Raw genomic sequence first — 25,614 nt, forward strand, 5'->3', positions numbered from 1 at the left:
GTACACCTGGGGGGTGCTGCCGGCGGCGCGGCGGCCGCGCACCGACGCGGAGCTGGCCGCGGGGATCGCGGCGGAGCTGGCCTTCGCCCGCGACGAGCTGGTCGCCGTCGGCCTGGCGACCCCGGCCGGGACGGGGGTGCCCGCATGAGCCGCCGGCTGGTGGTGCTGGACGTGGTGGGGCTGACCCCGCGGCTGCTCGCGCACATGCCGCGGCTGCGCGCGGTGGCCGAGGCCGGTTTCTCCGCCGAGTTGGGCACCGTGCTGCCCGCGGTCACCTGCTCGGTGCAGTCCACCTTCCTCACCGGTGAGCCGCCCGCCGGGCACGGCATCGTCGGCAACGGCTGGTACTTCCGGGACCTCGGTGAGGTGCTGCTGTGGCGGCAGCACAACGCGCTGGTCGGCGGGGAGAAGCTCTGGCAGGCGGCCCGCCGGGTCGAGCCGGACTACACGGTGGCCAACGTCTGCTGGTGGTACGCGATGGGCGCGGACGTCGACTGGACGGTCACCCCGCGCCCGGTCTACTACGCGGACGGACGCAAGGAGCCGGACTGCTGGACCGACCCGCCGGAGCTGCACGACCGGCTCACCGAGGCGCTCGGCACCTTCCCGCTCTTCACCTACTGGGGGCCGGGCGCCGGGCTGCCCTCGTCGGCGTGGATCTGTCGGGCGGCCGAGCGGATCCTGGCCGACCACGCGCCGGACCTGACCCTGGTCTACGTGCCGCACCTGGACTACGACCTGCAACGCTTCGGCCCCTCCTCACCGCAGGCCGCCGCCGCGGCGGCGGAGCTGGACGCCGTACTCGGGCCGCTGCTCGACGCCGCCCTGGAGCGGGACGCGACCGTGGTGGCGCTGTCGGAGTACGGCATCACCGACGTCTCCCGGCCGGTGGACGTCAACCGGCTGCTCCGGGCTGAGGGGCTGCTCCGCGTCTACACCCAGGACGGGATGGAGTACCTCGACCCGTGGACGTCACGGGCGTTCGCGGTCGCCGACCACCAGGTGGCGCACGTGTACGTCAAGGACTCGGCCGACGTGCCGGCGGTGGCGAAGCTCTGCGCGGGCCTGCCCGGGGTGGCTGAGGTCCTGGACGCGGAGGGCCAGGCCCGGTACGGGCTGGACCATGCCCGCTCCGGCGAGCTGGTGCTGGTGGCCGAGCCGGACGCCTGGTTCACCTACTACTACTGGCTCGACGACGCCCGGGTACCCGACTTCGCCCGGCTGGTCGAGATCCACCGCAAGCCCGGCTACGACCCCGCCGAACTCTTCTTCGACCCGGCCGCCCCGGGCGCGGCGAAACGCCGGGCGGCGGTGGCGCTGGCCCGCAAGAAGCTCGGCATGCGCTACCTGATGAGCGTGGTCGGGCTGGACGCGGGCGCCCGGGCGGTCCGCGGCTCGCACGGCCGGCTCCCCGCCGACCCGCAGGACGGGCCGGTGCTGCTCTGCTCCGACCGGTCCGCCGCCCGCGACCGGCTGGCCGCGACCGACGTGAAGGCCCTGCTGCTCCAGCTCGCCGGACTGGCCCGGGAGGCCCCATGACCGTGACCGTCGTACCGACCGACCCGACCCTGCTGCGGGAGCGTTTCGACGCCGAACTCGCCGCGTTCCTCAACCGGCAGGGGCCGGGTTGGTCGGACGGCGCACCGGGGGCCGTCCTCGCCGTCCTGCACCGGTTCGTCCTCGCCGGTGGCAAGCGGCTGCGGCCCCTGTTCTGCTACTGGGGCTGGCGCGGCTTCGGCGGCCCGGACGGCACGCCGATCGTGGCCGCGGCGGCCGCGCTGGAGCTGTTTCACGCCTTCGCGCTCATCCACGACGACATCCTGGACGGCAGCGACCGCCGCCGCGGCGAGCCGTCCGTGCACCGGCTCTTCGCCGACCTGCACGCCCGGTCGTCCTGGCGCGGCGACCCGGAGGCGTACGGCCGCAACGCGGCCCTGCTCTGCGGGGACCTCTGCGCCGCCTGGTCGGACCAGATGTTCCACGAGTGCGGGCTGAGCACCGAGCAGGTGCGCCGCGGGTACGCCGTCTTCGCGCTGATGCGCGCCGAGGTGATCGCGGGGGAGTACCTGGACCTGGTCTCCGCGGTCGGCGACGGCTCGGTGGCCACCGCGCTGACCGTGATCCGGATGAAGGCGGCCCGGTACACGGTGACCCGGCCGGTGCAGATGGGGGCCGCCCTGGCCGGTGCGGACCCGGCGTCGGTCGAGGCGCTCGCCGAGTTCGGTGACCCGCTCGGGGACGCCTTCCAGCTCCGCGACGATCTGCTCGGGGTGTTCGGCGACCCGGCGGTGACCGGCAAGTCGAACCTGGACGACCTGCGCGAGGGCAAGCCCACCGTGCTGATGGCGCTGACCCGGGCCGCCGCCGACCCGGCCCAGTCCGCCCGGCTGCGGGCGCTGGTCGGCAACCCGGAACTGGACGTGGCGGGCGCTGCCGAGCTGCGCCGCATCATCGAGGCGACCGGCGCCCGGGACCACGTCGAGCGGATGATCCGGGTCCGCGCCGACGAGGCCCGGGCCGCGCTCGACCGGGTACCCCTGACCGAGCCGGCCCGGGCGGCGCTGGCCGACCTGGCGGCCCGGGCGGTACGCCGACATCATTGACCGCCGACCCCCGGATCGGCGGGTGAGCCGTCGCCGTCCCGGGCGGCTGCCGTACCTTGGGCCGCATGGGACGCGTCGCGCAGTGGTGTCGGGTCGCGCGGGTACACCCGACGGCTCTCGACGCGCTGCTGGCTGGCGTGCTTTTCCTGGTCAGCCTGCTGCGGAAGGCACTGGGACAGCTCCGGTCGGCCGTCCGGGCCGTGCGAGACGAGCTGACCACCCGACACGGCGTACGGCGCCGCGACGAGGAGCCCACCGCGCCCTCCGAACCGGCCCCCAGCCTCAACCGGTTGGACGCCCTGGTCGAGTGCTTCGCCGCGGGCCAGCCGGTTCGCTGGAAGCTGGGCGGTCAGCCCCGGCCGCTGCCGAGCGTGGTCGACGTCGCGGCGTACCGGATCATCGAGGAGTCGCTGACCAACGCGCGTCGGCACGCGCCCGGCGCGGCCGTCGCGGTCCGCCTGCGCTACGACCCGGACGGCCTCACCATCGAGGTACGCGACGAGGGGCCGCCCACCGGTACGGCCGGGGCGGGTGCCGGGTTGCTCGGGATGCGGAAGCGGGCCGAGTCGGTCGGCGGCACCTTCTCGGCCGGCCCCCGACCGGAGGGCGGCTTCCTGGTCCGCGCCGTACTTCCCGCGCCGGAGGAGGAGGCGGGGTGACGATGCCACCGACGACCGGCGTCGCGCCCCTTCCGCACCGGTCCGGGCCGACCTAGAGTGAGGGCGGCGACCGTGAGGTGGCCGGTGACCCGGCGGGAGGCGCAACCCGTCGGGCCCAGGCGCGACCGCGCCCACCGGTGCTTCCTCGTGGCCGCCGGCACCCCGGTCACCCTCGCCCCGGTCCGCTACGGAATCCCCATCACCACAGGGGAGAAGGACAATGGCGCGACCCATCACGCTCTTCACCGGCCAGTGGGCCGATCTTCCGTTCGACGAGGTCTGCCGGCTGGCCGCCGAGTGGGGGTACGACGGCCTGGAGATCGCCTGCTGGGGCGACCACTTCGAGGTCGACAAGGCGCTCGCCGACGAGTCGTACATCGACCGGAAGCGGGCCACCCTCGCCAAGCACAACCTGCAGGTCTTCGCAATCTCCAACCACCTGGTCGGGCAGGCGGTCTGCGACCACCCCATCGACGAGCGGCACCAGGACATCCTGCCCGCCCGGATCTGGGGCGACGGTGAGCCCGAGGGCGTACGCCGGCGCGCCGCCGAGGAGCTGAAGGACACCGCGCGGGCTGCGGCGAAGCTCGGCGTCAAGACGGTGGTCGGCTTCACCGGCTCGTCGATCTGGCACACCCTGGCCATGTTCCCGCCGGTGCCGCCGTCGATGATCGAACGCGGCTACCAGGACTTCGCCGACCGGTGGAACCCGATCCTCGACGTCTTCGACGAGGTGGGGGTGCGCTTCGCCCACGAGGTGCACCCGAGCGAGATCGCGTACGACTACTGGACCACCAAGCGGACGCTGGAGGCGATCGGCCACCGGCCCGCGTTCGGGCTGAACTGGGACCCGTCGCACTTCGTCTGGCAGGAGCTGGACCCGGTCAACTTCATCTTCGACTTCGCCGACCGGATCTACCACGTCGACTGCAAGGACGCGAAGGTCCGTACCGGCGACGGCCGGCGTGGCCGGCTCTCCTCCCACCTGCCCTGGGCGGACCTGCGCCGCGGCTGGGACTTCGTCTCCACCGGCCACGGGGACGTGCCGTGGGAGGACTGCTTCCGGGCGTTGAACGCGATCGGCTACACCGGGCCGATCTCGATCGAGTGGGAGGACGCCGGCATGGACCGGCTGGTCGGCGCGCCGGAGGCGCTCCAGTTCGTCCGTCGGCTCGCCTTCGACGCGCCGGCGGCCGCGTTCGACGCCGCGTTCAGCAGCAACCGGGACTAACCGGCCGTCGCCCGGGGCCGGCCGCCGTCCGGCCGGCCCCGGGTACGCCTCGGCCGGGTGCCACGCTGCCGCCGGGTCGGGCGACGTGGCGGCCGCGGGTTGTCCGGGTCAGCAGGCCGCGAAGACCTGATCGCTGACCAGGCGGGCCGCGCCGACCAGGCCGGCCCGGTCGTCCAGGTCGGAGAGGACGATCGGCATGCTGCCGGTGGCCAGCGGCGTCGAGCGCCGGTAGACCACGCCGCGGATCTCGGCGAGCAGGATCGGACCGATGCCGGGAGCGGCACCCCCGATGATCACGATGGCCGGGTTGAAGAAGCTGACCAGTCCGACCAGCACCTGCCCCAGCCGGCGGGCGCCGTCGCGGACCAGTTCCTGCGCGGTGGCGTCGCCGCCGGTCGCCGCCTGCGCCACGTCGGCCATGGTGAGCGTCCCGGCCTCGGCCAGCCGCGCGCCGAGCTCCGCGGACCGGCCGGCCTGCACGGCGGCGAGCGCCTCCCGTACCACGGCGGCGTCCCCGCAGTACGCCTCCAGGCAGCCGTTGTTGCCGCAGACGCAGAGCGGCCCGTCGTCGGTCAACCGCAGGTGGCCGATGTCGCCGGCCCCGCTGGTCGCACCCCGGTACAGGGAACCCCCGAGCACCAGGCCGCAGCCGATGGCGCTGCCCAGCTTGAGGTAGAGGAAGTCGTCGAACGCCCGGCCGGTGCCGGCGTGCAGCTCGCCGAGCGCCATGACGTTGGCGTCGTTGTCGACCTGCACCGGGCACCCGAGTTCGGCGGCGATCGCGTCCCGGACCGGGAAGTGGTGCCAGCCCGGCAGGGCGGGCGGGGAGACGGGGGATCCCTCGCGGACCGCGACCGGCGCGGGCAGGGCGACGCCCACCCCGGTCAACCGGGACAGCCCCGCCTCGGCGCGGAGCTTGCCGAGCAGTTCCACGATGCGCCCGACGACCGCCTCCGGCCCGACCCGTACGTCCAGCGGCTCGCTGAGCCGGGAGAGCACGGTCAGCTCGCCGTCGGTCAGCGCCACGTCGAGGCGTCCGGTGCCGACGGCCACCGCGCCGAAGCGCACCTGCCCGGCGATCCGCAGCAGCGACGAGCGGCGGCCACCCCGGGACGCAGCCGGCCCGGCGACCTCCACCAGACCCTGGGCGGTCAGCCGCTCGACCTCCGCGGCGAACCGCGCCCGGGCGAGTCCCAGGGCGTCCGTCAGTTCGACCCGGGAGCGGGGGCCGTCGTCGCGCAGCAGACGCAGCAGTCGCGCCTGTTCCGGGTTCTCCGGTCCGACGAGCGTCATCGCGATCACCTCCACTCGGAATGTGCCACACCACCGTCACGACCGCGTGACGAGAGGGGGCCGTACCCGGTTACCCGGGTACGGCCCCTGCGGTTTCCTGCGGTCGGGTCGGTCAGCCCCGCAGACCCGACATGTGCTGGTAGCTGATCTCCGCGAAGCGCAGCGACCGACCGGGGTCGGCCGTGCCGCCCGGCGCGTTGTCCTGCTCCCACATCGGGTTGTGGTAGCCCTTCGCGCCCATGTTGGCGAAGAAGGTGCCGTAGTCGATGTCGCCCTGGCCGAGCGGCACCATGTCGTACCCGGCGGAGCTGGCCGGGTTGTACGCGCCGTCCTTGGCGTGGAACAGCGGGAACCGGATGGGTTGTGCGGCGACCACGGCCAGCGGGTCGAAGATGCTGGTCTGGGTCACCCCGTCCGGGTCGGTGTAGCTGCGGTACCGGTACTGCGCCACGTGTGCCCAGTAGATGTCCATCTCGAACCAGACCCACTCCGGGTTGGTCCGGGCGATGAAGTACTCCAGCTTGCGGACGCCGGAGGACCGGGTCGGACGGCCCAGGGTGTCCAGCGGCCCGCTGTCGAGCAGGAAGTTGTACGCCGCGTCGTGGTTGTGGGTGTACAGCTTCAGGCCCCGCGCGGCGGCCATCTCGCCGAAGGTGTTCCACCGGTCGACGGCGGCGTCCCAGTCGGCCTGGTAGTTGCTGCCGGTCGGGTCGCTGCCGGTGCCGATGTGGCTCATGCCGAGGATCTCGGCGGTGTCCAGCGTCCGCTCGAACGCGGCGATGGTGTCCGGGGTGACGGTGGACGGGATCGAGGCGTGCGAGCCGTTCGCCCGCAGGCCGTTGTCGTCCAGGATCTTGCGGATCTCCTCCGGGGTGATCTGCCGGCCCAGGATCTCGGTGCTCTGGGTGTAGCCGGCGAACTCGACCTCCTGGTAGCCGATCTCGGCGAGCCGGGCGAGCACGCGCTCGAAGCCGTACGGCACCTCGGGGGCGCTGGTCGGGGCGGCGGTGATGCGGTCCCGGACGCTGTAGAGGATGATGCCGCGCTTGCCGGTCGGGACGAGCAGGCCGTTGCCCTCCGCGGCGGCGGAGGGGGCCCATCCCGCGGCACCGACGGCGACCGCGCCGGCGGCCCCGGCGAGGGTGCCGAGCACCCGGCGACGGCTCATCCCGTGCTGTGTGTCGTTCATGTCGTGGCTGCCTTTCCTTACTGGCTGGTGATGGTTGCTGGTGCGGGGCTGGGCCGGGTGGGGCCACCGGCGGTGGCCCCACCCGGTCGTCACGGGATGACGCCGATGCCCTGGCCGGTGAACTCGACCCAGTTGAGGTTGCCGAAGCCGCTGGCCGGCCCGCCGGTGACGGTGGTGAAGACCAGGTAGAGCTTGTGCGAGCCGCCCGGGTCGGTGATCGGCACGGTGGTGCTGGTGAAGTCGCTGTTGCCGGTGGTCGCGTTGACGGTGGCGGTGGTCAGCAGCGGACCGGTGGGGGAGTCCAGCCGGAACTGGACGGCGAACCGGGGCTGCCCGGCGGTGGCGGCGCTGCCACCGGAGGTCCGCAGCGTCACCGACTGCATGTTCGCGAGGTTGACCGTGTTGTTGATCGCGATCCAGTCGCCGTTGTCCAGGCTGCCGCGCTGCTGCCCGCCGCCGGTGTCGGCGGTGGTGCCGACCGTGGTGCCGGACTCGTCCGCAGCGAACTCGACCTCCTGGCGCTTGGCCTGGATGATCTGCTGGTCCACCGTGGTCAGTGCCGGCTGGCCGTTGGCGCCCTTGTCGGTGTAGGACGCGCTGACCACGCCGTAGATGTATCCACCGTGCGAGGCGTCGTCGACGTCCGTGGGCAGCACCCCGGAGCAGCCGAACTGGTTGGCCTCACCGTGACCGTGCTGGTCGTGCCCGAGGACGAAGGTCACCTCGACCTTGCTGCAGTCGACCGGGCCGTCCTCCGGATCGGTGACGGTGACCGTCCAGGGGATGTCGTCGCCCCAGCTGAAGAAGCCGCCCTCGAGCGGGGTGTTGACCGTGACGGTCGGCGCGGTGTTGCCGACGGTGATGGTGGTGTTCGCCGACGCGGTCTTGCCGCTGGAGTCGGTCACCGTCAGCTTGGCGGTGTAGACGCCGTTGGCGGTGTAGGTGTACGTCGGGTTCGGGTCGATCGAGTCGGTCGTGCCGTTGCCGTCGAAGTCCCAGGCGAACGAGATCGAGTCGGCCGGGTCCGGGTCCTTCGAACCCTCGCTGGAGAACGAGACGGTCAGCGGCGCGAGGCCGTTGGTGGGGGTCGCGTTCAGCACGGCGGTCGGCGCCCGCAGGCCCTTGACGTAGCTGAACTTCAGCATCGCCGCGTCCGGGTTGATGTTGAAGAATCCGTCCCCGTACGTCAGCAGGTAGAAGTTGCCGTCCTTACCCCAGCGCATGTCCATCGGGTTGTCGCAGAGGAACGGCTTGGTCGGCGTGGTGGGTGCCTGGCCGCAGTTCAGCACATTGTTGATCTTCAGGATGTCGCCCTTGACGTCCAGCCGGATCTCCTTGAGGGTGTCCCGGGTGAACTCGCCGAAGAAGATCGCCCCGTCGTAGTACTCGGGGAACTTCGTCTCGGACTTCAGGTTCGGGTCGTAGTCGTACTTGGCCGCGCCGTGCGGGCCGACACCGCCCGTGCCGAGCTCGGGGAAGAGCACCGGGCAGGTCTGCGTCGGCGTCGACAGGTACGACTCCGGGCACGGGGTCGGTGCCTGGAACGAGTACCACAGCTCGGACTTCTCCACCGGCGGCAGGTCGGTGAGGCCGGTGTTGTGCCGCGAGGTGTTCTTCGGCGCCGCGCAGTCGAACGGCGCGACCGGCGAGATGGGGTTGGTGGTCCAGTTCATCTCGATGTACGGCAGGTTCGGCTGCACGCACATCGGCCAGCCGTAGTTCGCCGGCTTTTCGACCACCATCATCCGGCCGGTGCCGGCCGGGCCCCGCCCGACCTGGGCCACCGACGAGTCGGGGGAGTAGTCGGTGATGTAGGCGACGTCGTTCCTGTCGAGGGTGATCCGGAACGGGTTCCGGAAGCCCATCGCGTAGATCTCCGGCCGGGTCTTCGCCGTGCCGGCCGGGAACAGGTTCCCCGCCGGGACGGTGTACGAGCCGTCCGCGCCCACCGTGATGCGCAGGATCTTGCCACGCAGGTCGTTCGTGTTGGCCGAGCTGCGCCGGGCGTCGACGAAGGGGGCCTGGTAGACCCCGGTGGCGCTGACCGAGTCGTTGTGCGGCGAGAAGCCGCCGGAACCGCCGCCGCCGGCCGGGGTGTCGTCCCCGGTGACCAGCCAGAGGTTGTTCTTCGAGTCGAACGCGATGTCACCGGCCACGTGGCAGCAGGCGCCCCGGTCCACCGGCACCTGGAGGATCTTCTGCTCGGTGCTCAGGTCCAGCGACGGGGTCTCGCCGTCGACGAACTTGAACCGGGAGAGCTGGAAGTAGCCCTTCCACTGGTCCCACGCCGTCGGGTCGGTGCTGGTGGTCGGCGCGCTCCCGGTGGGGGTGTTCAGCGGGGGCGCGTAGTACAGGTAGACCCACCTGTTGGTGGCGAAGTCGTTGTCGATCGCCGGGCCGTACATCCCGTCCTCGCTGTGGGTGTAGACCGGGATCTGCGCCAGCACGGTGGTCTCGTTGGTCTTCGGGTTGTGCAGGCGTACGCCGCCGCGCCGGTCGGTCTGGATCACCCGGCCGTCGGGGAGCACGTCGAAGCCGATCGGCTCGTTGACGTTGGGCTGTGCGCCGACGACCGTCATCTGGTAGTTGGCCAGCACGGTCGCGCCGCAGTCGCCGTCGGTGACCCCGGCCGCCCACTGGATGGCCCCACCGAGGTGGGCCCGCAGGTCGGTGCTGCCGTAGCTCTCCGGCGTGGCACCGAGTCCGGTGTAGAACGACCGGCCGCCCTGGTAGTCCTTGCACCAGGTGACGGGGTGGTCGAAGCCCATCGTGCCGCCGCTGTACGTCTTCTCGTCCACCGTGGCCAGCACGTGCGAGAAGCCCCGGACGTTGGCCGCGTAGTTGTACCAGCGGTCGGTGGTGTTCCAGCGCTGCGGCAGCGTCTCCGAGGCGGGGTGCACCCGGTCGGCGACGGTCACCGTCGCCTTGCTCACCGCCGACGGGGCACCGGTGGACCGGGTGCCGAGCACGTTGGTGAGGAAGGACCAGTCCGGCTCCGCCTCGATGGCGGAGTGGACACCGACGAAGCCGCCGCCGTCGCGGTAGTACCGCTCGAAGGCGGCCTGCTGGGCGTCGTTGAGCACGTCGCCGGCGGTGTTGAGGAAGACCACCGCCCGGAACTGCTTCAGGTGTTCCTCGTCGAACTTGCGGGCGTCGTCGGTGACCTCGACGGTGAACCGCCGGTCGCGCCCGAGCTGCTGGATGGCCTGTACGCCGGCGGCGGTGGCGGCGCCGTTGCCGCCGCTCGACTTGGTGAAGACGAGCACCTTGTACTCGACCCCGTTGCTGACGGGTGCTGGTGCGGTGAGGACCGGCGCCGCCTGCGCCGGGGTCGGCTGCTGCTCCGCGGTCGCGACGAGCGTCGCGCCGACGAGGGCGAGCAGGCTGAGATGGGTGGCGGCCCTGCGGCCGAAGGGTCTGCGCATCGAACCTCGCTCTGGTCGGGCGGGTCCGCCTCAGCGCCGGGACGAGGCTGAGGAGGTCGCTGGGACGGGAGAGGAGAGCCTGGCCAGGTTCTACGCAGGACGATATTTGCGGCCGCGAGGAAAGAGAAGAGTTTCAGTGCAGAAGTTTTCGATGAATCGCCCGTACTTTTGTTCAGGATCAGCGAAAGTTGGTGGCCGGGTGCTGTTCGGACAGACGACAGCGGGCCGGTCGCCCGACGGCGACCGGCCCGCTGCTGAGGTGTGTCAGATGGTGCTGTTGTTGGGGCCCGTGCCCGACGGCTTGCTGCGCGGGGTCGTGCTGGCCGACCCGGAGGTCGAGCTGCTCGAACCCGAGCTGGACGAAGCCGAGCCGGACGAACCGGCCTTGGCGCCGACGGTCGCCGGCGTGCCGGCGAACGGCTTGTCCGTGGCGGTCAGCTCCTGCCTGCTGCCATTGCCGCCCAGCTTCTCGCCGAGCTTGGTCTGGCCGAGCTTGTCCTTGCCCTCGCTGTAGAGCCGGGTCGCCTGAGCCTGCGCGACGCCCGCCGCCTCCTGCACGGTCGGGTGGTCGAGCACCTTGCGGCCCCGGACCACCAGCTCCTCGTACTTCTCCCGGCCGGCACGGGCGCCCAGGACGAATCCCGCAGCCAGCCCGCCAAGAAACATGATCTTTCCGCGCATGGCGGCTCCTTCCGTACCTGACGCTCCGTCGTCCCCGACCGCATGATCCGTCGGGAGCGACCAACTCGCGCCTATGTCGTCTGTCGGCGGCTAACTACCCATCCTGCTCCGCGCTCATGCCTGCTTGTGCCCAGATGACGATTTGTCTTGTTTTCGGGCCTATTTTTGAGCCGGAAGCCGGTGCGGTAACCCTCTGGACCAACACCCCCCGGCATCCTGTACTCTTGTCCCGTCGCACGGCGCCGGAGAGATCCGGACGCCGCGTGATCTACGGTCCCCCGTAGCTCAATTGGCAGAGCAGCCGGCTGTTAACCGGCAGGTTTTTGGTTCGAGTCCAAACGGGGGAGCTTCACTCCATCGCATGCCCGTCGGCCCCGCCGGCGGGCGTTTCGCGTTTCCGGTCCACCCGCGGGATCCGCTGACGCCGTCAGCTCCGCAGCGCACTCACCATCGCCCAGGTCGCGGTTGCGGGTGCCCGAAAGCCGGGGGTGCCGGGCGGTATGGGCGGTTTCCGGCACGGAATGAGCGCTCGACCGGCAGGATGGTCGGTGGCGACTTAGACTCCGGCTGCGTCGATTGGTGCGTCGATTCAAGGGTGTGGGTGGAATGGCCGGACGAGGGGGCCGCGGCAGGGCCATCCTGATCGCGCTGGTGGTCGTGCTCGGCTGGCTGGTCGTCGGCGGGCTGGCCGGGCCGTACTCCGGGAAGCTGGGCGACGTCGCGACCAACGACAACGCCTCCTTCCTCCCCACCAACGCCGAGGCCACCCGGGCCCAGAACCTCTCCGCCGGCTTCGTGGAGAAGCAGACCACCCCCGCCCTCGTCGTCTACGAGCGCACCGCCGGCCTCAACCCGGCCGACGAGCAACGCGTCAGGTCCGACGCGGCCCGGTTCGGTCAGGTGCCCGGCGTGGTGAGTCCGCTCCCCCCGCCGATCGTCAGCCAGGACCGCCAGGCGGTGCAGGTGGTCGTGCCGATCGACAACTCCGAGGGCGAACAGATCCGGAAGGTCGTCGACGAACTGCGGACGATCGCCGGGAGCGACCGGGACGGGCTCACCGTGGACGTCGCCGGGCCGGCCGGCCTGCTCGCCGACCTGATCGAGGTGTTCACCGCCATCGACGGGCCGCTGCTGCTGGTCACCCTGGTCGTGGTCCTGATCATCCTGCTGATCGTCTACCGCAGCCCCGTGCTCTGGCTATTCCCGCTGCTGGCCGCCGGGATGTCGTACTCGCTGGCGTCGGTCTTCGTCTACTACCTGGCCAAGAACGACGTGATCAAGCTCAACGGGCAGGCGCAGGGCATCCTCACCGTGCTGGTCTTCGGCGCCGGCACCGACTACGCGCTGCTGCTGATCGCCCGCTACCGGGAGGAACTCCACCGGCACGAGCGGCCCTGGGACGCGATGAAGACCGCCTGGCGGGGGGCCGCCCCGGCGATCCTCGCCTCCGGCGCCACGGTCATCGTCAGCCTGCTCTGCCTGCTGCTGTCCAGTCTCAACTCCAACCGTGCGCTCGGCCCGGTGGCCGCGGTCGGCATCGCCGCCACCCTGCTGGTGATGCTGACCTTCCTGCCCGCCCTGCTGCTGCTCGGCGGGCGATGGGCGTTCTGGCCGCGCCGGCCGCGCCTCGACCAGGCCGAGCCGCAGACCGAGCACGGCATCTGGAGCCGGGTGGCCGGCTTCGTCGCCCGGCGGGCGCGGACCGTCTGGCTGGTCACCGCCGTGGTGCTGGCCGCGCTCACCCTCGGCGTCACCCAGCTCGGCGCCACCACCCTGGGCCAGTCGGACCTCTTCACCAACCGGACCGACTCGGTGGCCGGCCAGGAGGTCATCGCCCGCCACTACCCCGCCGGCACCGGCAGCCCGGCCACCATCTTCACCCGGCAGGAGACCGCCCAGCAGGTTGCCGAGGCGGCGAAGGGGGTGCGCGGGGTCGCCGACGTCCGCCCGGTCACCCAGCAGGGCCAGGCCGGTCCGCCGGACCCGAACGCGCAGCCCAAGGTGGTCGACGGGCGGGTGCAGCTGCAGGCGACCCTCACCGACCCGCCGGACAGCAACGGCGCCGAACGGGCCATCCGCGACCTGCGCGCGGCGGTGCACAGGGTGCCCGGCTCCGACGCCGTGGTGGGCGGCTTCACCGCGATCAACGTGGACACCGCCGCCGCCTCCACCCGGGACCGGAACGTCATCATCCCGGTGGTGCTGGTGGTCATCGCCGTCATCCTGGCCCTGCTGCTGCGTGCGCTGCTCGCCCCGGTGCTCCTCATCGCCACCGTCGTGCTGTCGTTCCTGGCCACGCTCGGCCTCTGCGCGCTGATCTTCAAGTACCTCTTCGACTTCCCCGGTGTCGACCAGTCGTTCCCGCTCTTCGCGTTCGTCTTCCTGGTCGCCCTCGGCATCGACTACAACATCTTCCTGATGAGCCGGGTCCGCGAGGAGTCCGTCAAGCGGGGCACCCGCGCCGGCGTACTGACCGGGCTCGCCGTCACCGGCGGGGTCATCACCTCCGCCGGGATCGTGCTCGCCGCCACCTTCTCCGCGCTCGCCGTACTGCCGCTGGTGGTGCTGGTCGAGCTGGGCGTCGCGGTCGCCCTCGGGGTGCTGCTGGACACCATCGTGGTCCGGTCGCTGCTGGTGCCCGCCCTGTCGTACGACATCGGGCCGAAGATCTGGTGGCCGAGCCGGCTGTCCCGGACGAACCGCGAGGAGGGCCGGGCCCCGGTGGAGGTGAGCCGTGCTGGCTGAGACCGACGTGGTCATCGTCGGCGGCGGCCTGGCCGGCCTCGCCGCCGCCCGCCGGCTGCACCGGGCCGGCGTGCCGTGGCGGCTGCTGGAGGCCGGTGACCGGCTCGGCGGTCGGGTGGCCACCGACGAGGTCGACGGGTACCTGCTCGACCGCGGCTTTCAGGTGCTCAACACCGCCTACCCCCGGCTCGGCACCCTGGTCGACGTGGACCGGCTCGACCTGGGCCGGTTCACCTCCGGCGTGCTGGTCCGCCGCGGTGACCGGCTGGACCGGCTGGTCAACCCGCTGCGCGAACCCACCGGCGCACCCCGCACCGCCACCGCCGACGTCGGCTCCCTGCTGGACCGGCTGCGCTTCGCCGCGCTCGCCACCGGCTGCGCCACCCTGCCGGTGAACCGGCTGCTCGCCGCCCCGGAGACGACCAGCGAGGCGGCGCTGCGCCGGGCCGGCCTCTCCGACACGATCATCGAGGAGCTGCTCCGGCCGTTCCTCTCCGGCGTCTTCATCGACCGGGAGCTGGAGACCTCCAGCCATGTCCTGGCGATGGTGCTGCGCTCCTTCGCCCGCGGCCGGATCGGCCTACCCGCGCGGGGCATGGCCGCGTTGCCCCGGGCCATCGCCGACCCGCTGCCGGCCGACCTGATCGAGCTGGACAACCCGGTCGCCGAGGTGGCCCCCGGCCGGGTCCGCACCCAGGCCGGCGACATCGTCTGCCGCGCCGTCGTGGTCGCGGTGGATCCGCCGGCCGCGGCCACCCTAGTGCCGGGTCTGGATCGGGTACGGATGCACAGCTACACGACCTACTACCACAGCACCGACACCCCGCCGCTGGACGAGCCGATCCTGCTGGTCGACGGCGACCGGCGGGAGCTGGCCGCCAACACGGTGGTGATCAGCAACGCGGCGCCGACGTACGCGCCGGCCGGCCGGCACCTGGTCGCCACCTCTGTGGTGGGGCCGCAGCCGCCGCCGGAGCCGGCGATCCGTCGCGAGCTGGAGCGGCTGTACGGGCGCTCCACCGCCGACTGGACCCACCTCACCACCGTCGCCATCCCCAACGCGCTGCCCGCCGCGCCGCCACCGCAGGGGCGGCTTCGCAAACCGGTCGCGCTCGGCGAGGGGCTCTTCGTCGCCGGCGACCACCGGGACAGCCCCTCCATCCAGGGGGCGCTGGCCAGCGGCTGGCGTACCGCCGGGGAGGTCCTTGCCGCGCTCCGCCCCAGCTGACGGCCCGGTCCCGACTGGACGGAGGAGCCGCGGCCGGTCCGTGATCACCTATGATCGCCGCCATGCCCGCACCCCTCCCGGCGATCACCTTCGACCCGGCCGCCGCCTTTCCCGAGGTCAACGAGATGCGGGCGGCGCTGGCCGGGTGGGACTGGCCACGGGTCCGCCAGCTGCTGGACTCCCGGGACTGGGCCGGTCGGTCCTTGCTCGTGGGGGCCGTCGACGAGGACCCGGCGATCGGCCAGTTCCTCCGTACGGTGCTGGCGCAGCACCCGGGAGACACCGTGGCCGCGACGCTGCTCGCGGCGCACCTGATCCAGGCCGGTTGGGCGATCCGCACCGCCCAGCACGCGCAGTACGTCAGCCGGGAGCAGTTCGCCCAGCTCCACGAGCACCTGCGGCAGGCCGAGCAGATCCTCATCGACGTCTGCGCCCGGGAGCCCGGCAACGTGATCGCCTGGCAGGAACGGCTCACCACCGCCAGGGGCCTCGAACTGGGCCAGGCCGAGACCCGCCGCCGCTACGACCGGCTTGCCCGGTACGCGCCACACGATCGGCGGTCGCAGTCGTTGCTGCTTCAGCAGCTCTGCCCGAAGTGGGGCGGTAGCTGGGACGCGGCGTTCGCGTTCGCCCGCGAATGCACGCTCGCCGCGCCCGAGGGCGCGCAGAACGCCCTCCTGCTCGCCGATGCGCACTTCGAGCGGTACTACGCGTTCGACACCGACGGGGAGCGGGCGGCGTACGCGCGGGACCCGCGGGTGGTGCAGGACATCTGGACGGCGGCGCAGCGCTCGGTGCTGCACCCGCACTTCCGGCACGAACCCGGCTGGGTCGCCACCCGGTCCGTCTTCGCCCTCTGGTTCGGGCTGATGGACCAGTGGCAGGCCGCCGCCGCCCAGTTCGCCGCGCTCGGGCACCTGGGCAGCGAGTATCCCTGGTCCTACCTGGGTGGGACCCAGGTGCTGGACAAGTTCCGCGCCGAGGCGTACGCGAAGGGTGGCCTCCGATGATCCGGCAACTCGACGTGGACGGGGTGCCCACGCTGCTCGCCCCCACCGCCGGGCCGATGCGCGCCGGGCTGACCTTCCGGGTCGGCACCGCCGACGAGACGCTGCCCCGCCGAGGCATCACCCACCTGCTCGAACACCTCGCGCTGGCCCCGCTCGGACTGGCCGACTACCACTACAACGGCACCACCGCCTCGACCTGGACCTCCTTCTACATGCAGGGCTCGGAGGCGGACATCGCGGGCTTCCTCACCGCCGTCTGCCGCACCATCCACGACCTGCCGATGGCCCGGCTGGAGGTGGAGAAGGAGATCCTGCGGACCGAGTCGAGCAGCCGTGGCAAGCCGGCGGCCCGGGACATCCCGTTGTGGCGGTACGGCGCCCGGGACCACGGGATGGTCAGCTTCGCCGAGTTCGGCCTGGCCACGCTGACCGAGCACGACCTGCGGCAATGGGCGGCTCGCTGGTTCACCCGGGAGAACGCGGTGCTCTGGATCGCCGGCGACCGGGTGCCGGCCGGGCTGCGGCTGGCGCTGCCCGCCGGCGTACGGCAGCCGGTGCCGGCCGCGTCGTCGGCCCTGCCGCAGACGCCCGCGTACTTCCCCAATGGCTCGCGGGCCGTGGTGCTGGATTCGGTCGTGCGGCGCCGGACCGCCGCGAGCGTCTTCGGCGACGTGCTGGAACGGGAGATGTTCCGGTCGCTGCGGCAGGAGGACGGCCTCTCCTACGCGATCACCACCGCCTACGAGCCGCGCGGCGACGGGTACGCCAGTCTGCGGGCGCTCGCCGACGCGCTGCCCGAGAAGCAGGACGCCGTGCTCGGCGGGTTCATCGACGTGCTGGCCAAGCTGCGGGTCGGCCGGATCGAGCAGGCCGACCTGGACGCCGCCCTGGCCCAGCGGGAGGATTCCCTGGCCGGCGCCGAGGTGGACGCGGACCGGCTGCCCAGCTGCGCGCTCAACCTGCTGACCGGCGAGCGGAACCGCACCGTCGACGAGCTGCGGGCGGAGCTGAAGGCGGTCACCCTCGCCGACCTGCACCAGGTGGTGCAGGAGGTCCATTCCACCGCGCTGCTCATGGTGCCGGACGGCCACACCGCCGACTGGGCCGGCTTCACCGAGGCCCCGACGTCCTCCACCCACACCGTGACCGGTACGAGTTATAAGGAGCGGGTGGGCGACGGCGAGCTGCTGGTCGGCGTCGACGGCGTGAGCTACGTCGGCCCCGGTGGCCCGAACACCGTCCGGTACGCCGAATGCGCGGCCATCCTCGCCTGGCCGGACGGCGGCCGCCGACTGATCGGCTACGACGCCATCTCGGTGCACATCGAGCCGACCCTGTTCGACCTGCACCCCGGCGCCATCCACATGATCGACCAGCAGGTGCCCGCCGACCGCCGCCTCCCCATGCCGGCCCGGCCGCCGGAGCAGATCCCCCAGCCGTACGCGGCCGCCAACCGGCGGCAGTCCGCGCAGCCTTCCGCCCCGGTGAAGCGCGCCTGGTGGGAGGTCCCGCTGATGGCCCTCAGCGGCCTGGCCACCCTCGGCCTCGGTGGCATCAGCCTGCTGCTGACCCTCAGCATGTTCATCGCCGGCGAGGCGGACGGCGACGAAGGCTGGCTGTGGGGCGTGATCGTGGTCTGCTGGCTGCTCACTGTTATCCTCGCGTTGCCCATCGTGCTGTTGAGGCGGCGGCGACGCTGAGAGACCGACCGTTTCGTGGTGGCCGGTGATCCACCGGGCGGGTTACGATCCGGCGCGGTAGCGGGGCGGTAGCTCAGCGGGTTAGAGCAGGGGACTCATAATCCCTCGGTCGCGGGTTCGAGTCCCGCCCGCCCCACCAGCAAAAACTCTTCAAGAGCCCGCCCTCTCTCGGCTCTTGTGACGCGGAACGTGACGCAAGCGCTGCTAGCGTTCCGCGTATGACGCGACCGGCCGATAGCCTAGAGGACGCTGTCATGGCCCTTCCTAACCCGTACGTCAGCCGCTCGACTAGTACGGCGGCCGCCATTCGTGATCATGGGTCGCACATACCCAGATGACGCCCGCAACGCACCCGGTCACTACAAACCACCTCACTGGGTAGCGCCGAGAGAGGATCGGTTGCCGAGCGGCCCGGCAACCACACAGAATGCGGCCATGAACGAGTTCAACGTGACCGCCGGGGACGAGGAACTGGAATACATCCGCCAGATCGCTCGGGAGATGACTTCCGCCTTCGGCATCGACCCTGACGAGGCGGTGGGCCGGATCCGCCGCTTCTGGGGTGGCCAAGAGTTCGCCAGCAAGTACGCGGCCATGGCGCTGTGGCACAAGACGGTCTACAGCTGGGCGCGCCATATCTACTACGGAGGACAGATGTGGTGGCTCGACGGGGCGGCGCCCGAGCCGGATCCTTACCCGTAGCGGCCGAGGACGCCGACTGAGAACCGATCGGTGGCGTCCTGAGGCGGCGGCGGTAGGCGAAGTGATCATGAGGGCAGCGGGTACCTAGGCTAGGCGCCGAGTTTGCCGACGGGCGCGACGCTTGGGTGTTGGGGTATCGCCTGGGCGGCGAGGACGGCAGACCTGTTGCTTCTCGCTCTCGCTTACGCGGTGATGTCGTGGCCATCTCATCGGGGTCCTCCACCCACTGGGGGCCGCGATAGGTGTGACGCGGTTCGTGACGCGAAGCTGCGTCAATTGGTGGGAAAGAGGCGGGCTCAAGTGGGTACCTACGCAAGCTGCGTCGCAGGTAGATGCCACGGTGAAGCCGGACGGGCTGTCTCATAATCCCTCGGTCGCGGGTTCGAGTCCCGCCCGCCCCACCATGGAAACGCCCTGGTCAGCCATGGTGCCGGCGACCCGGACGAACGGCGTCAAGATCCGGACCAACGCCGTCAGTCCGCACTGAGTCCGCAGCAGCACGAGCCGCCGCCCGGTCGAGGCGGTCCGCCACCTGGTCCAGGTCGTCCTCGAACAGGTCCGCGTACACGTCCAGCGTCATGGCCGCCGAGGCGTGCCCGAGCATCCGCTGGACCGCCTTCACGTTGGCACCCTCGGCCACCGCCAGACTGGCCGCAGTAGTGCCGCAGCTCGTGCGGTGTCAGGCCGGCGAGGCCGATCGACTCCGCAGCCCGATCGAAGACCCGACGCCGGAAGTTGTTGTTGCGCAGCACCTCGCCGCCCGGCGACGTGAACACCAGCTCGTCATCGCCCCGGCCGGCTATCTGCGCGGCCATCGGCTCGACCAGGAACCGGGGGAGCGGCACCGACCGGCGATGGTGCGTCTTCGGCGTGCCGAACACCGCCCGTCCGTTGACCTCGGTCACCGACTCAGCCACCAGCAGCCGACGCCGTACGAGATCCACCCGCCGCACCCGAAGGGCGGCCAGCTCACCCCAACGCAACCCCGTGTATGCCAGCACGCGAACGATCAGCCCGTGCGGCTCTGCCGCTGCGGCGAGCTTGCCGACCTGGGTGTGCGTCAGGAAGACCTTCTCCGCCCGTCCCACCCGTGGCAGGCGCACACCTGTTGCAACGTTGCGGGTTAGCCGGCCATCACGAACCGCCAGCGCCAGCAACAACGAGAGCACCCGATGCGCTTGCCGAACCGTGGAGGGCGCAAGTCCCGCCTCGGTCATGCGGCGCACCCATTCCCCGACGTCGGCGTGCGTCACTGCCGAAAGCGGAACGCGGCCCCACACCGGCAGGACCTGCATCCGGAGCAGACTGGCGTACCGCTGGCGCGTCGACGGTTTGAGCTGCACCTGGTTGTCGAGCCAGCGCGCAGCCCAGTCACCAACCGTGACGCGGGACAGAGCCGGATCGACCCACTCACCACGCGCCAATGCGGTCTTCACGGAGGCGAGCCACCGGTCAGCGTCAACCTTGCGGTCGAAATGCCGAGCATGCTCCTTGCCGGAGGCATCCCGGTACCGGGCACGCCATTTGCCGTCAGGACGCCTGACCACGCTCATCTCTCGGCCGCCTCGTCCAACCAAGTCCGCACGTCGGCCGGGTCATAGCGCAGGTGCCGACCGACCCGGGACGCCCGTGGCCCGATCCGCCGGTACCGCCACTGATAGAGGGTGCTCACCGGCACGCCGAGGAAGGTCGACACGTCCTCAGCCGTCCACAGCGGTTCGATGGTCCGGGCCCTCATGCTGCTCCCTCCTCATTCGTGGCAGTTGCCGAAACACTGGGTGGTGCCTGGTTGCGCCTGGCGGCGTCGAGCTGGGCGCGCCATTGGATGCGTTCGGAGGTGGCGCGTAGGATCCGGTGGCCGAGGGGCGGCACGTCGGGATCAGTCGGCTTGGCGAGTTCCCAGGCGTGCCGTTGCTCGCCGCCGGCCGGGGCGGTGTCCGCGTCGGTGGTCACGCCGAGCAGCGCCTTGACCCACTCCCGCCGGTCGGCCCGGTGGTCGGCGAGGGTCTTGCCGGACCACTGGCGGGAGATGAGGACGCGTCGGCCGCCGATGCCGAGGGTTTCCCGCTTGTGGACCTTGTTCTTGCAGTTGCCCGGCCGCAGACCCGCGCGGGCCTTTTTCGGTTGGACGCCGTAGAGCAGCCAGTTGGCGCACCGCTCCGAACACGGCGTGTGCCGCAGCTCCAACCACAGCCGTTCCAGGTGAGCCCGCTGCCGGCCAGTGGTCACCTCATGGCAGTCGGCGGCCTGCTTGGTGAGGTACTTGGTGATGTAGCCGACGCACCGGTCGGCGTCCTTGGTGCCGGCGAGCACGCCCTTGGCGTCGACCTGCACACCGAACCGGACGACGTGCACGGGTTCGGCGTCGGGGTCGGCGTCGACCAGGTCCAGGGCGTCATCCCATGACGGCAGGAGCCGGCCCGTGGTCGGGTCGGTGTAGCCGCCCGCGTCGGCGTCCCACTGGAGCCCGCCACGGTCCAGATCAGCCACGTCGACCTGATCGAGATGCACCGCGACCGGCGGATGTACGAGTGGTCCCTCGTGGCCCGGCTACCGCTCCAGAAAGCGCGGACTGAGCTGTGATCCGACAACTGACGTGCGACATTCGTCCGCCAACTGATCTGCGACAGATGCAGCGAACCTACAGGCGGTCGGTTGGCCGCCGACGAAACGTCCTGTCATGCCGATGACAGTGCACTCGATCATGCCGATGAGAGGTGCACCGACTGAGGCGTCGCCACAGCTTTCCCGTGGGCGTTTTCAAGCCTGCATCGCCAACTCGGCACCGAGACGACTATCGAGCTGCCACAAGATCCTCTCACTGTTGGAATTCAAGGCCCGGAGTGGAGGACTCGAGTGACCGGGGTCACGCCCGGGTATGTCACGGATCGGAAGGCCGCCTTGTCCCATGGCCATGACGGAGATGAAGAACCAGAGTGTGATCGTGGCCGGAGCCAGTGGTGTTTTCGGCCGGCACATCCGCGAGGCGCTGACCGACGCCGGGCACACCGTGCTAGGCGTGGGCCGCGGCGAGGGCAACGAGATCCGCGCCGACCTGCTCGACCGCGACGGACTGCTGCGGGCGTTCGAGGGGATCAAGGCCGACGTCGTGGTGCACGCCGCGACCGCGTTGCGCAAGCCGCCGATGACGCACAAGGGCATGTTCGGCACCGACGACCTGCGGGTCACCGGGACCGCAAACCTGATCGAGGCGGCCAAACTTGCGGGCGTACGCCGCTTCATCGGCGAGAACGTCGCCGTCGGCTACGGCTACCGCGACTTCGGCGACCGCGTTCTGACCGAGGCCGACGAGTTCGGGGCGTCCGTGACGGACCCGAACATCAACCGGCACCTGGAGGGCATGCGGGAGAAGGAGCGCTTGCCCCGGGAGTCGGGGCTGGAGGCGATCTCACTGCGATTCGGCTTCTTCTACGGGCCGGGGGGCACCGAGACGATGGTGCACATGCTGCGGAAGCGACAACTGCCGGCGTTCAACGACCACGGTCACATCTCGCCGTGGACGCACCTGGCCGACGCGGCCGCCGCCGTCGTCGCGGCGATCGATCGCGGCCGGCCCGGTGAGGCGTACAACGTCGTCGATGACCACATGGGCTTCGGGGAGATGATCCGGGCGATCGCCGAGACCTTCGGCACACCCAAGCCGTTCACCGTGCCCACGTGGATGATGGCGGTCGCGCCCTACATGCACCTGATGCTCGGCGTCACCATGCGGGTCTCGAGCGAGAAGGCCCGCCGCGAGCTCGGGTGGCAGCCCGCGTACGCGACGGTGCTGGACGGGCTGCGGGCGCAGGCGCTCGGTCACGTCTAGCCTGTTCCCATGATCGATAGCCAGGTCTTCGCTCAGCATCGGCGGCTGCTCTTCGACGTCGCGTACCGGATGACGGGGAGCGTCGCCGATGCCGAGGACATCCTGCAGGAGGCCTGGCTGCGGTGCCGCGACGTCGACGGCGGCCAGCTCGCGAACCCCCGGGCGTACCTGGTCAAGACCGTCACCAACCTCTCGCTCAACCAACTCACCTCGGCCCGCGCCCGCCGCGAGACGTATGTCGGGCCGTGGCTGCCCGAGCCGGTGCTCACCGCGCCCGACGCGGGCCAGGAGGCCGAGATGGCCGAGTCGATCTCGATGGCGATGCTCGTCGTCCTGGAGACGCTCACCCCCGCCGAACGCGCGATCTTCCTGCTCCACGACGTTTTCGGCTACAACCACGCCGAGGTCGCATCCATTCTGGACAGGTCCGAGGTCGCGGTGCGGCAGACCGCGGTCCGGGCGCGGGCGCACGTCGCGGCCCGCCGGCCTCGCTTCGACGTCGACCAAGGCGTACGCCGAGAAGCAGTGGACCGGTTCCGCAAGGCCTGTGCCGGAGGCGACCTGAACGCGATGATGGAACTCCTGGCGCCCGAGGTGATCTGCTGGTCGGACGGCGGTGGCAAGGTGACCGCGGCCCGCCGGCCGCTGGAAGGCGCCGACAACGTCGCCCGCTGGCTGCTCGGGGTCTTCGCCAAGCCGGAGACGCAGAACACACGGCTCGTGATCACCGAGATCAACGGCGGGCCGGGCATCCTCGGCCTGGCCGACGGGCAACCGGCCGGGGCGATCTGCCTCGACTTCGACGGCGAGCGGATCACCGGCGTACGCATGCAGGGCAACCCGGACAAGCTCCGAGGCCTCACCCGCTGATCCCACCCCCCCCGTCGATCATGAACCTAAGATGATCCTCAACGGAACAGTTCCGGATCACCGTTCCATTCAGCCAGCCACATCAACGAGTACGCCGACAAGCGGTAAGTTGAACAGCCAGCGACCTGGTCGGCCACCGCAAACACGGCCACGTCGCCCTCGACGCACGGATTTGCCGAGTTGAGTGCGTCCGATCTTGCCGAGATAAAGCACCGACCATGACGGCATTGCATGCGTCGCATGGGGGCGGTTACGCCGCTGGAAGCAAAGGTCGCACGACCGAGTTAAACGCCATTTTTTATCTCAGACCCAGCGTGCGGTTGAATAGGATCAGCGGAAGATCGAGCCCTCGCCGTTCCATCGAAGCAGCCGCAGAAGGCCAGTCCCCGCGCTCCGGCCACAGCTGGACAGCGCGGGTGGACGCGTACCTGATCTGCTCCGCGTCGATCTCGCCCCGCGACTCAGAGGCGTGCGCGGGCCTCGGCGGCCCAGTGCGGAGCGTTCCATCGGTCGGCGATGGAGGCGGCCCGCGCAAAGTGGGCGGCGGCCTCGTCGTCGCGGCCGAGCAGCAGCGCCAGCTCGCCGAGCGTGTGGGCGGCCGGGCGCACGGCCAGCGACAGGCTGGTGGCGCCGGCCGGAGGACCGTCGCGATGGGGGAGCAGGGCGGCGTAGCACTCCTCGGCCGCGTCGCTATCGACCGGGGCGGTGTCGTTCAGGGCGGTGTCGTTCAGGGCGGTGACGGCCATGGCGCGCAGGGTGGTCAGGAAGGTGAAGTAGAAGTCGGGGCGGATCGGGCTCGGGCCTGGCGACGTGCGGGCCCGTCGCGCCTCGTCGTCACGGCCGGCGGCGTGGAGCGCGAGGGCGAGCAGGTCCGCGACCATCGGGCCGAACATCTCGTGGAGGGCGCACACTTCATCCAGGTGGTCGCCGAGCGTGCCGTCGTTCAGCCAGATCGCGGCCAGTGCGAGGCGGAGGAAGCCCGCGGCGTGGCCGGATCCGGCACGTTCCATGCGTTCGGTGGCCTCGGTGTAGAGGCGCTCGGCCTCGGCGAACCGGCCCTCGATGAGCACCAGGGTCGCCAGCGCGATCTCCGCGACGCCGACCGCCTCGGGCATCCGGTAGGTGCGCGCGAGGCCGAGGGCCTCCCCGACCGCCTCGCGCAGGGTCGCCGGATCATTGGCCGCGGCGGCGCCGGTGGCCTGGTTGAGTAACCCGGCCACGCGGTAGACGGGCAGGTCGTGCTCGAGGCCGATCTCCAGCAGCTCGCGCCAGACCTCGTCCTGCCCGGGCGTACCGCCGGAGGCGCGCGCCAGCACCTGGAGCGCCGCGGCCCGGAGGCGGGGATCGGTGGCAAGGTCGAGTGCCTCCCGCGCCGCCTCCATCACCGTCGGATCGTCCTCGCCCGCCAGCTCGTCGGCGTACGCGGTCAGCAGGCGGGACCGCACTTCGGGCGTCAGGTCCGTCCGCTTGAGCAGGCGGCTGAGGCGGTCGACGATGGGCCGGTCCACGGTGCCGTACGCGCGGGCCTGCCAGGGCGTGGGCTCGGTCCAGGCGGTGAACGCCGCGATCATCAGGTCGTCGCGCCCGAGGGACTCGGCGAGCTCCACGGCCTGCCGCCGCGTGTCCCGCGCCGCCGTCACGGCCCCGGCCCTGATCTGCGCGCGCAGCAGCCTGCCGAACAGGTTGATGCGTTCCTTCGGTTCGGCGGAATTCGCGACTGCGTCGGTCAGGAGGGCGGCGGCCACGTGGTGCGCGTAGCGCGCCTCGGCCAGCTCGGCGGCCCGCACGCAATAGCCGACGGCCTTCGGCGACCCCGCTCGTGCATAGTGGTGGGCCAGCGCGGCGATGTCGCCGGTGCCCTCCAGCGCCTCGGCGATCCGGGCGTGCATCCTGGTGGCGCGCAACCGGCTGAGGTCGGCGACCAGCGTGTCTCTTACCAGCGCGTGAACGAACCGGACGCGCCCCGGCCCCGGCTCGTCGAGCAGCCCGGTGATGACGCCCGCGTCCAGCGCGTCCAAGACACCGTCCTCGCCCGTGTCGGCGGCCCGCACGAGGACGTCCACCGGGCTCTCCCGCCCGGCGACCGCGGCCAGCCGCAGGACGGGCACCGCGTCGCCGGGCAGCCGCGCGAGCCGCCGCCGCAGCACGTCCCGTACGCCCTCGGGGACCTCGGAGAGCGCGACCAGCGCACCCTCGCCGTTCAGCAGCCGCGCGCTCTCCCGCACGTAGAACGGGTTGCCGCCGGTGCGCTCGGCGATCCCCGCCACCGTCGCGTCGTCGGCCTCGCTTTCGGCCCGTACGAGCTCGGCCACCGCCGCGCCGTCGAGCCCGGGCAGCGCGATCCGCAGCGGCGCGGTGCGGGCGAGCGCGCCCAGCGTCTCGGTGAGGTGCTCGCTCTCGTCCGGGCGGTACGCCGCGACGACCAGGATCGGGGCCCGCACGCCGACGC

The 25,614-nt window shown here is 71.4% G+C and carries 19 protein-coding genes, 2 tRNA genes and 1 pseudogene; 14 read left to right on the forward strand and 8 right to left on the reverse strand.

The window, feature by feature from the left end; translation table 11 throughout:
* From DKL51_RS36580 to DKL51_RS22670, 5 genes and pseudogenes are all read left to right on the forward strand, one after another.
* Positions 1-148, forward strand: a pseudogene (locus tag DKL51_RS36580) (metabolite traffic protein EboE); the annotation flags it as partial.
* Positions 145-1,539 (forward strand): alkaline phosphatase family protein, encoded by a 1,395-nt coding sequence (locus tag DKL51_RS22655; RefSeq protein WP_109945827.1) that lies wholly within the window; start codon positions 145-147, stop codon positions 1,537-1,539. The pseudogene DKL51_RS36580 and the gene DKL51_RS22655, both read left to right, overlap by 4 nt.
* The gene (locus DKL51_RS22660) at positions 1,536-2,603 is read left to right on the forward strand and encodes a polyprenyl synthetase family protein (RefSeq protein WP_109945828.1); all 1,068 of its coding nucleotides are present in this window, start codon (positions 1,536-1,538) and stop codon (positions 2,601-2,603) included. The genes DKL51_RS22655 and DKL51_RS22660 overlap by 4 nt, the downstream gene beginning before the upstream one ends.
* Positions 2,604-2,668: 65 nt before the next feature.
* Positions 2,669-3,262 carry a sensor histidine kinase gene (locus tag DKL51_RS22665; RefSeq protein ID WP_109945829.1) on the forward strand — a complete coding sequence of 198 codons (594 nt, stop codon included), beginning with the start codon at positions 2,669-2,671 and terminating at the stop codon, positions 3,260-3,262.
* A gap of 220 nt (positions 3,263-3,482) precedes the next feature.
* Positions 3,483-4,493 (forward strand): sugar phosphate isomerase/epimerase family protein, encoded by a 1,011-nt coding sequence (locus DKL51_RS22670; protein ID WP_109945830.1) that lies wholly within the window; start codon positions 3,483-3,485, stop codon positions 4,491-4,493.
* Positions 4,494-4,601: 108 nt separating this feature from the next.
* Here the strand turns inward: DKL51_RS22670 and DKL51_RS22675 are convergent, their stop codons facing one another.
* The 4 genes from DKL51_RS22675 to DKL51_RS22690 form a co-directional block, all read right to left on the reverse strand.
* Positions 4,602-5,786, reverse strand: coding sequence for an ROK family transcriptional regulator (locus DKL51_RS22675; protein ID WP_109945840.1), 1,185 nt, complete (start codon positions 5,784-5,786; stop codon positions 4,602-4,604).
* Between the two features lie 112 nt (positions 5,787-5,898).
* Positions 5,899-6,975 carry a sugar phosphate isomerase/epimerase family protein gene (locus DKL51_RS22680; RefSeq protein WP_165823174.1) on the reverse strand — a complete coding sequence of 359 codons (1,077 nt, stop codon included), beginning with the start codon at positions 6,973-6,975 and terminating at the stop codon, positions 5,899-5,901.
* An 89-nt stretch (positions 6,976-7,064) separates the two neighbouring features.
* The gene (locus tag DKL51_RS22685) at positions 7,065-10,400 is read right to left on the reverse strand and encodes a ThuA domain-containing protein (RefSeq protein WP_109945831.1); all 3,336 of its coding nucleotides are present in this window, start codon (positions 10,398-10,400) and stop codon (positions 7,065-7,067) included.
* Between the two features lie 264 nt (positions 10,401-10,664).
* Positions 10,665-11,081 (reverse strand): hypothetical protein, encoded by a 417-nt coding sequence (locus tag DKL51_RS22690; protein WP_124812455.1) that lies wholly within the window; start codon positions 11,079-11,081, stop codon positions 10,665-10,667.
* A gap of 274 nt (positions 11,082-11,355) precedes the next feature.
* Here DKL51_RS22690 and DKL51_RS22695 point away from each other — a divergent pair.
* The 7 genes from DKL51_RS22695 (at position 11,356) to DKL51_RS22725 (ending at position 18,466) form a co-directional block, all read left to right on the forward strand.
* A tRNA-Asn gene (locus tag DKL51_RS22695) sits at positions 11,356-11,428 on the forward strand.
* Positions 11,429-11,687: 259 nt separating this feature from the next.
* A complete protein-coding gene (locus DKL51_RS22700) occupies positions 11,688-13,826 on the forward strand; it encodes an MMPL family transporter (protein ID WP_124812456.1) in 2,139 nt (712 codons plus the stop codon).
* On the forward strand, positions 13,816-15,054 hold the full coding sequence (locus DKL51_RS22705) for an NAD(P)/FAD-dependent oxidoreductase (protein WP_124812457.1): 1,239 nt from the start codon (positions 13,816-13,818) through the stop codon (positions 15,052-15,054). Before DKL51_RS22700 ends, DKL51_RS22705 begins: the two co-directional genes overlap by 11 nt.
* Positions 15,055-15,116: 62 nt before the next feature.
* Complete coding sequence (locus DKL51_RS22710) at positions 15,117-16,064, forward strand: hypothetical protein (protein WP_124812458.1); 948 nt, start codon at positions 15,117-15,119, stop codon at positions 16,062-16,064.
* Positions 16,061-17,764, forward strand: a complete 1,704-nt coding sequence (locus DKL51_RS22715; protein ID WP_109945836.1) for a M16 family metallopeptidase — start codon at positions 16,061-16,063, stop codon at positions 17,762-17,764. Before DKL51_RS22710 ends, DKL51_RS22715 begins: the two co-directional genes overlap by 4 nt.
* Positions 17,765-17,826: 62 nt before the next feature.
* A tRNA-Ile gene (locus DKL51_RS22720) sits at positions 17,827-17,903 on the forward strand.
* A gap of 296 nt (positions 17,904-18,199) precedes the next feature.
* A complete protein-coding gene (locus tag DKL51_RS22725; protein ID WP_109945837.1) occupies positions 18,200-18,466 on the forward strand; it encodes a hypothetical protein in 267 nt (88 codons plus the stop codon).
* 473 nt (positions 18,467-18,939) lie between these two features.
* Here the strand turns inward: DKL51_RS22725 and DKL51_RS22730 are convergent, their stop codons facing one another.
* Genes DKL51_RS22730 through DKL51_RS22740 form a run of 3 tightly spaced genes read right to left on the reverse strand, consistent with a single transcriptional unit; the run spans position 18,940 to position 20,956 of the window.
* On the reverse strand, positions 18,940-20,019 hold the full coding sequence (locus DKL51_RS22730; protein WP_207783909.1) for a tyrosine-type recombinase/integrase: 1,080 nt from the start codon (positions 20,017-20,019) through the stop codon (positions 18,940-18,942).
* Complete coding sequence (locus DKL51_RS22735; protein WP_109945838.1) at positions 20,016-20,204, reverse strand: helix-turn-helix domain-containing protein; 189 nt, start codon at positions 20,202-20,204, stop codon at positions 20,016-20,018. The genes DKL51_RS22730 and DKL51_RS22735 overlap by 4 nt, the downstream gene beginning before the upstream one ends.
* Positions 20,201-20,956, reverse strand: a complete 756-nt coding sequence (locus tag DKL51_RS22740; protein WP_185734888.1) for a replication initiator — start codon at positions 20,954-20,956, stop codon at positions 20,201-20,203. Before DKL51_RS22740 ends, DKL51_RS22735 begins: the two co-directional genes overlap by 4 nt.
* A gap of 433 nt (positions 20,957-21,389) precedes the next feature.
* Here DKL51_RS22740 and DKL51_RS22745 point away from each other — a divergent pair, with 433 nt between their 5' ends.
* Together DKL51_RS22745 and DKL51_RS22750 are read left to right on the forward strand one after the other, a co-directional pair.
* Entirely contained in the window at positions 21,390-22,295 is a 906-nt protein-coding gene (locus DKL51_RS22745; protein WP_197698976.1) for an NAD-dependent epimerase/dehydratase family protein, read from the forward strand.
* A gap of 9 nt (positions 22,296-22,304) precedes the next feature.
* Positions 22,305-23,165, forward strand: a complete 861-nt coding sequence (locus DKL51_RS22750; protein ID WP_074318720.1) for an RNA polymerase sigma-70 factor — start codon at positions 22,305-22,307, stop codon at positions 23,163-23,165.
* A gap of 461 nt (positions 23,166-23,626) precedes the next feature.
* Here DKL51_RS22750 and DKL51_RS22755 read toward each other — a convergent pair.
* A partial coding sequence (locus DKL51_RS22755; RefSeq protein WP_498070934.1) for an ATP-binding protein occupies positions 23,627-25,614 on the reverse strand: 1,988 nt, incomplete at its 5' end.

It is taken from the genome of Micromonospora globispora, from assembly GCF_003857015.1.
Classification (GTDB): Bacteria; Actinomycetota; Actinomycetes; order Mycobacteriales; family Micromonosporaceae; genus Micromonospora; species Micromonospora globispora.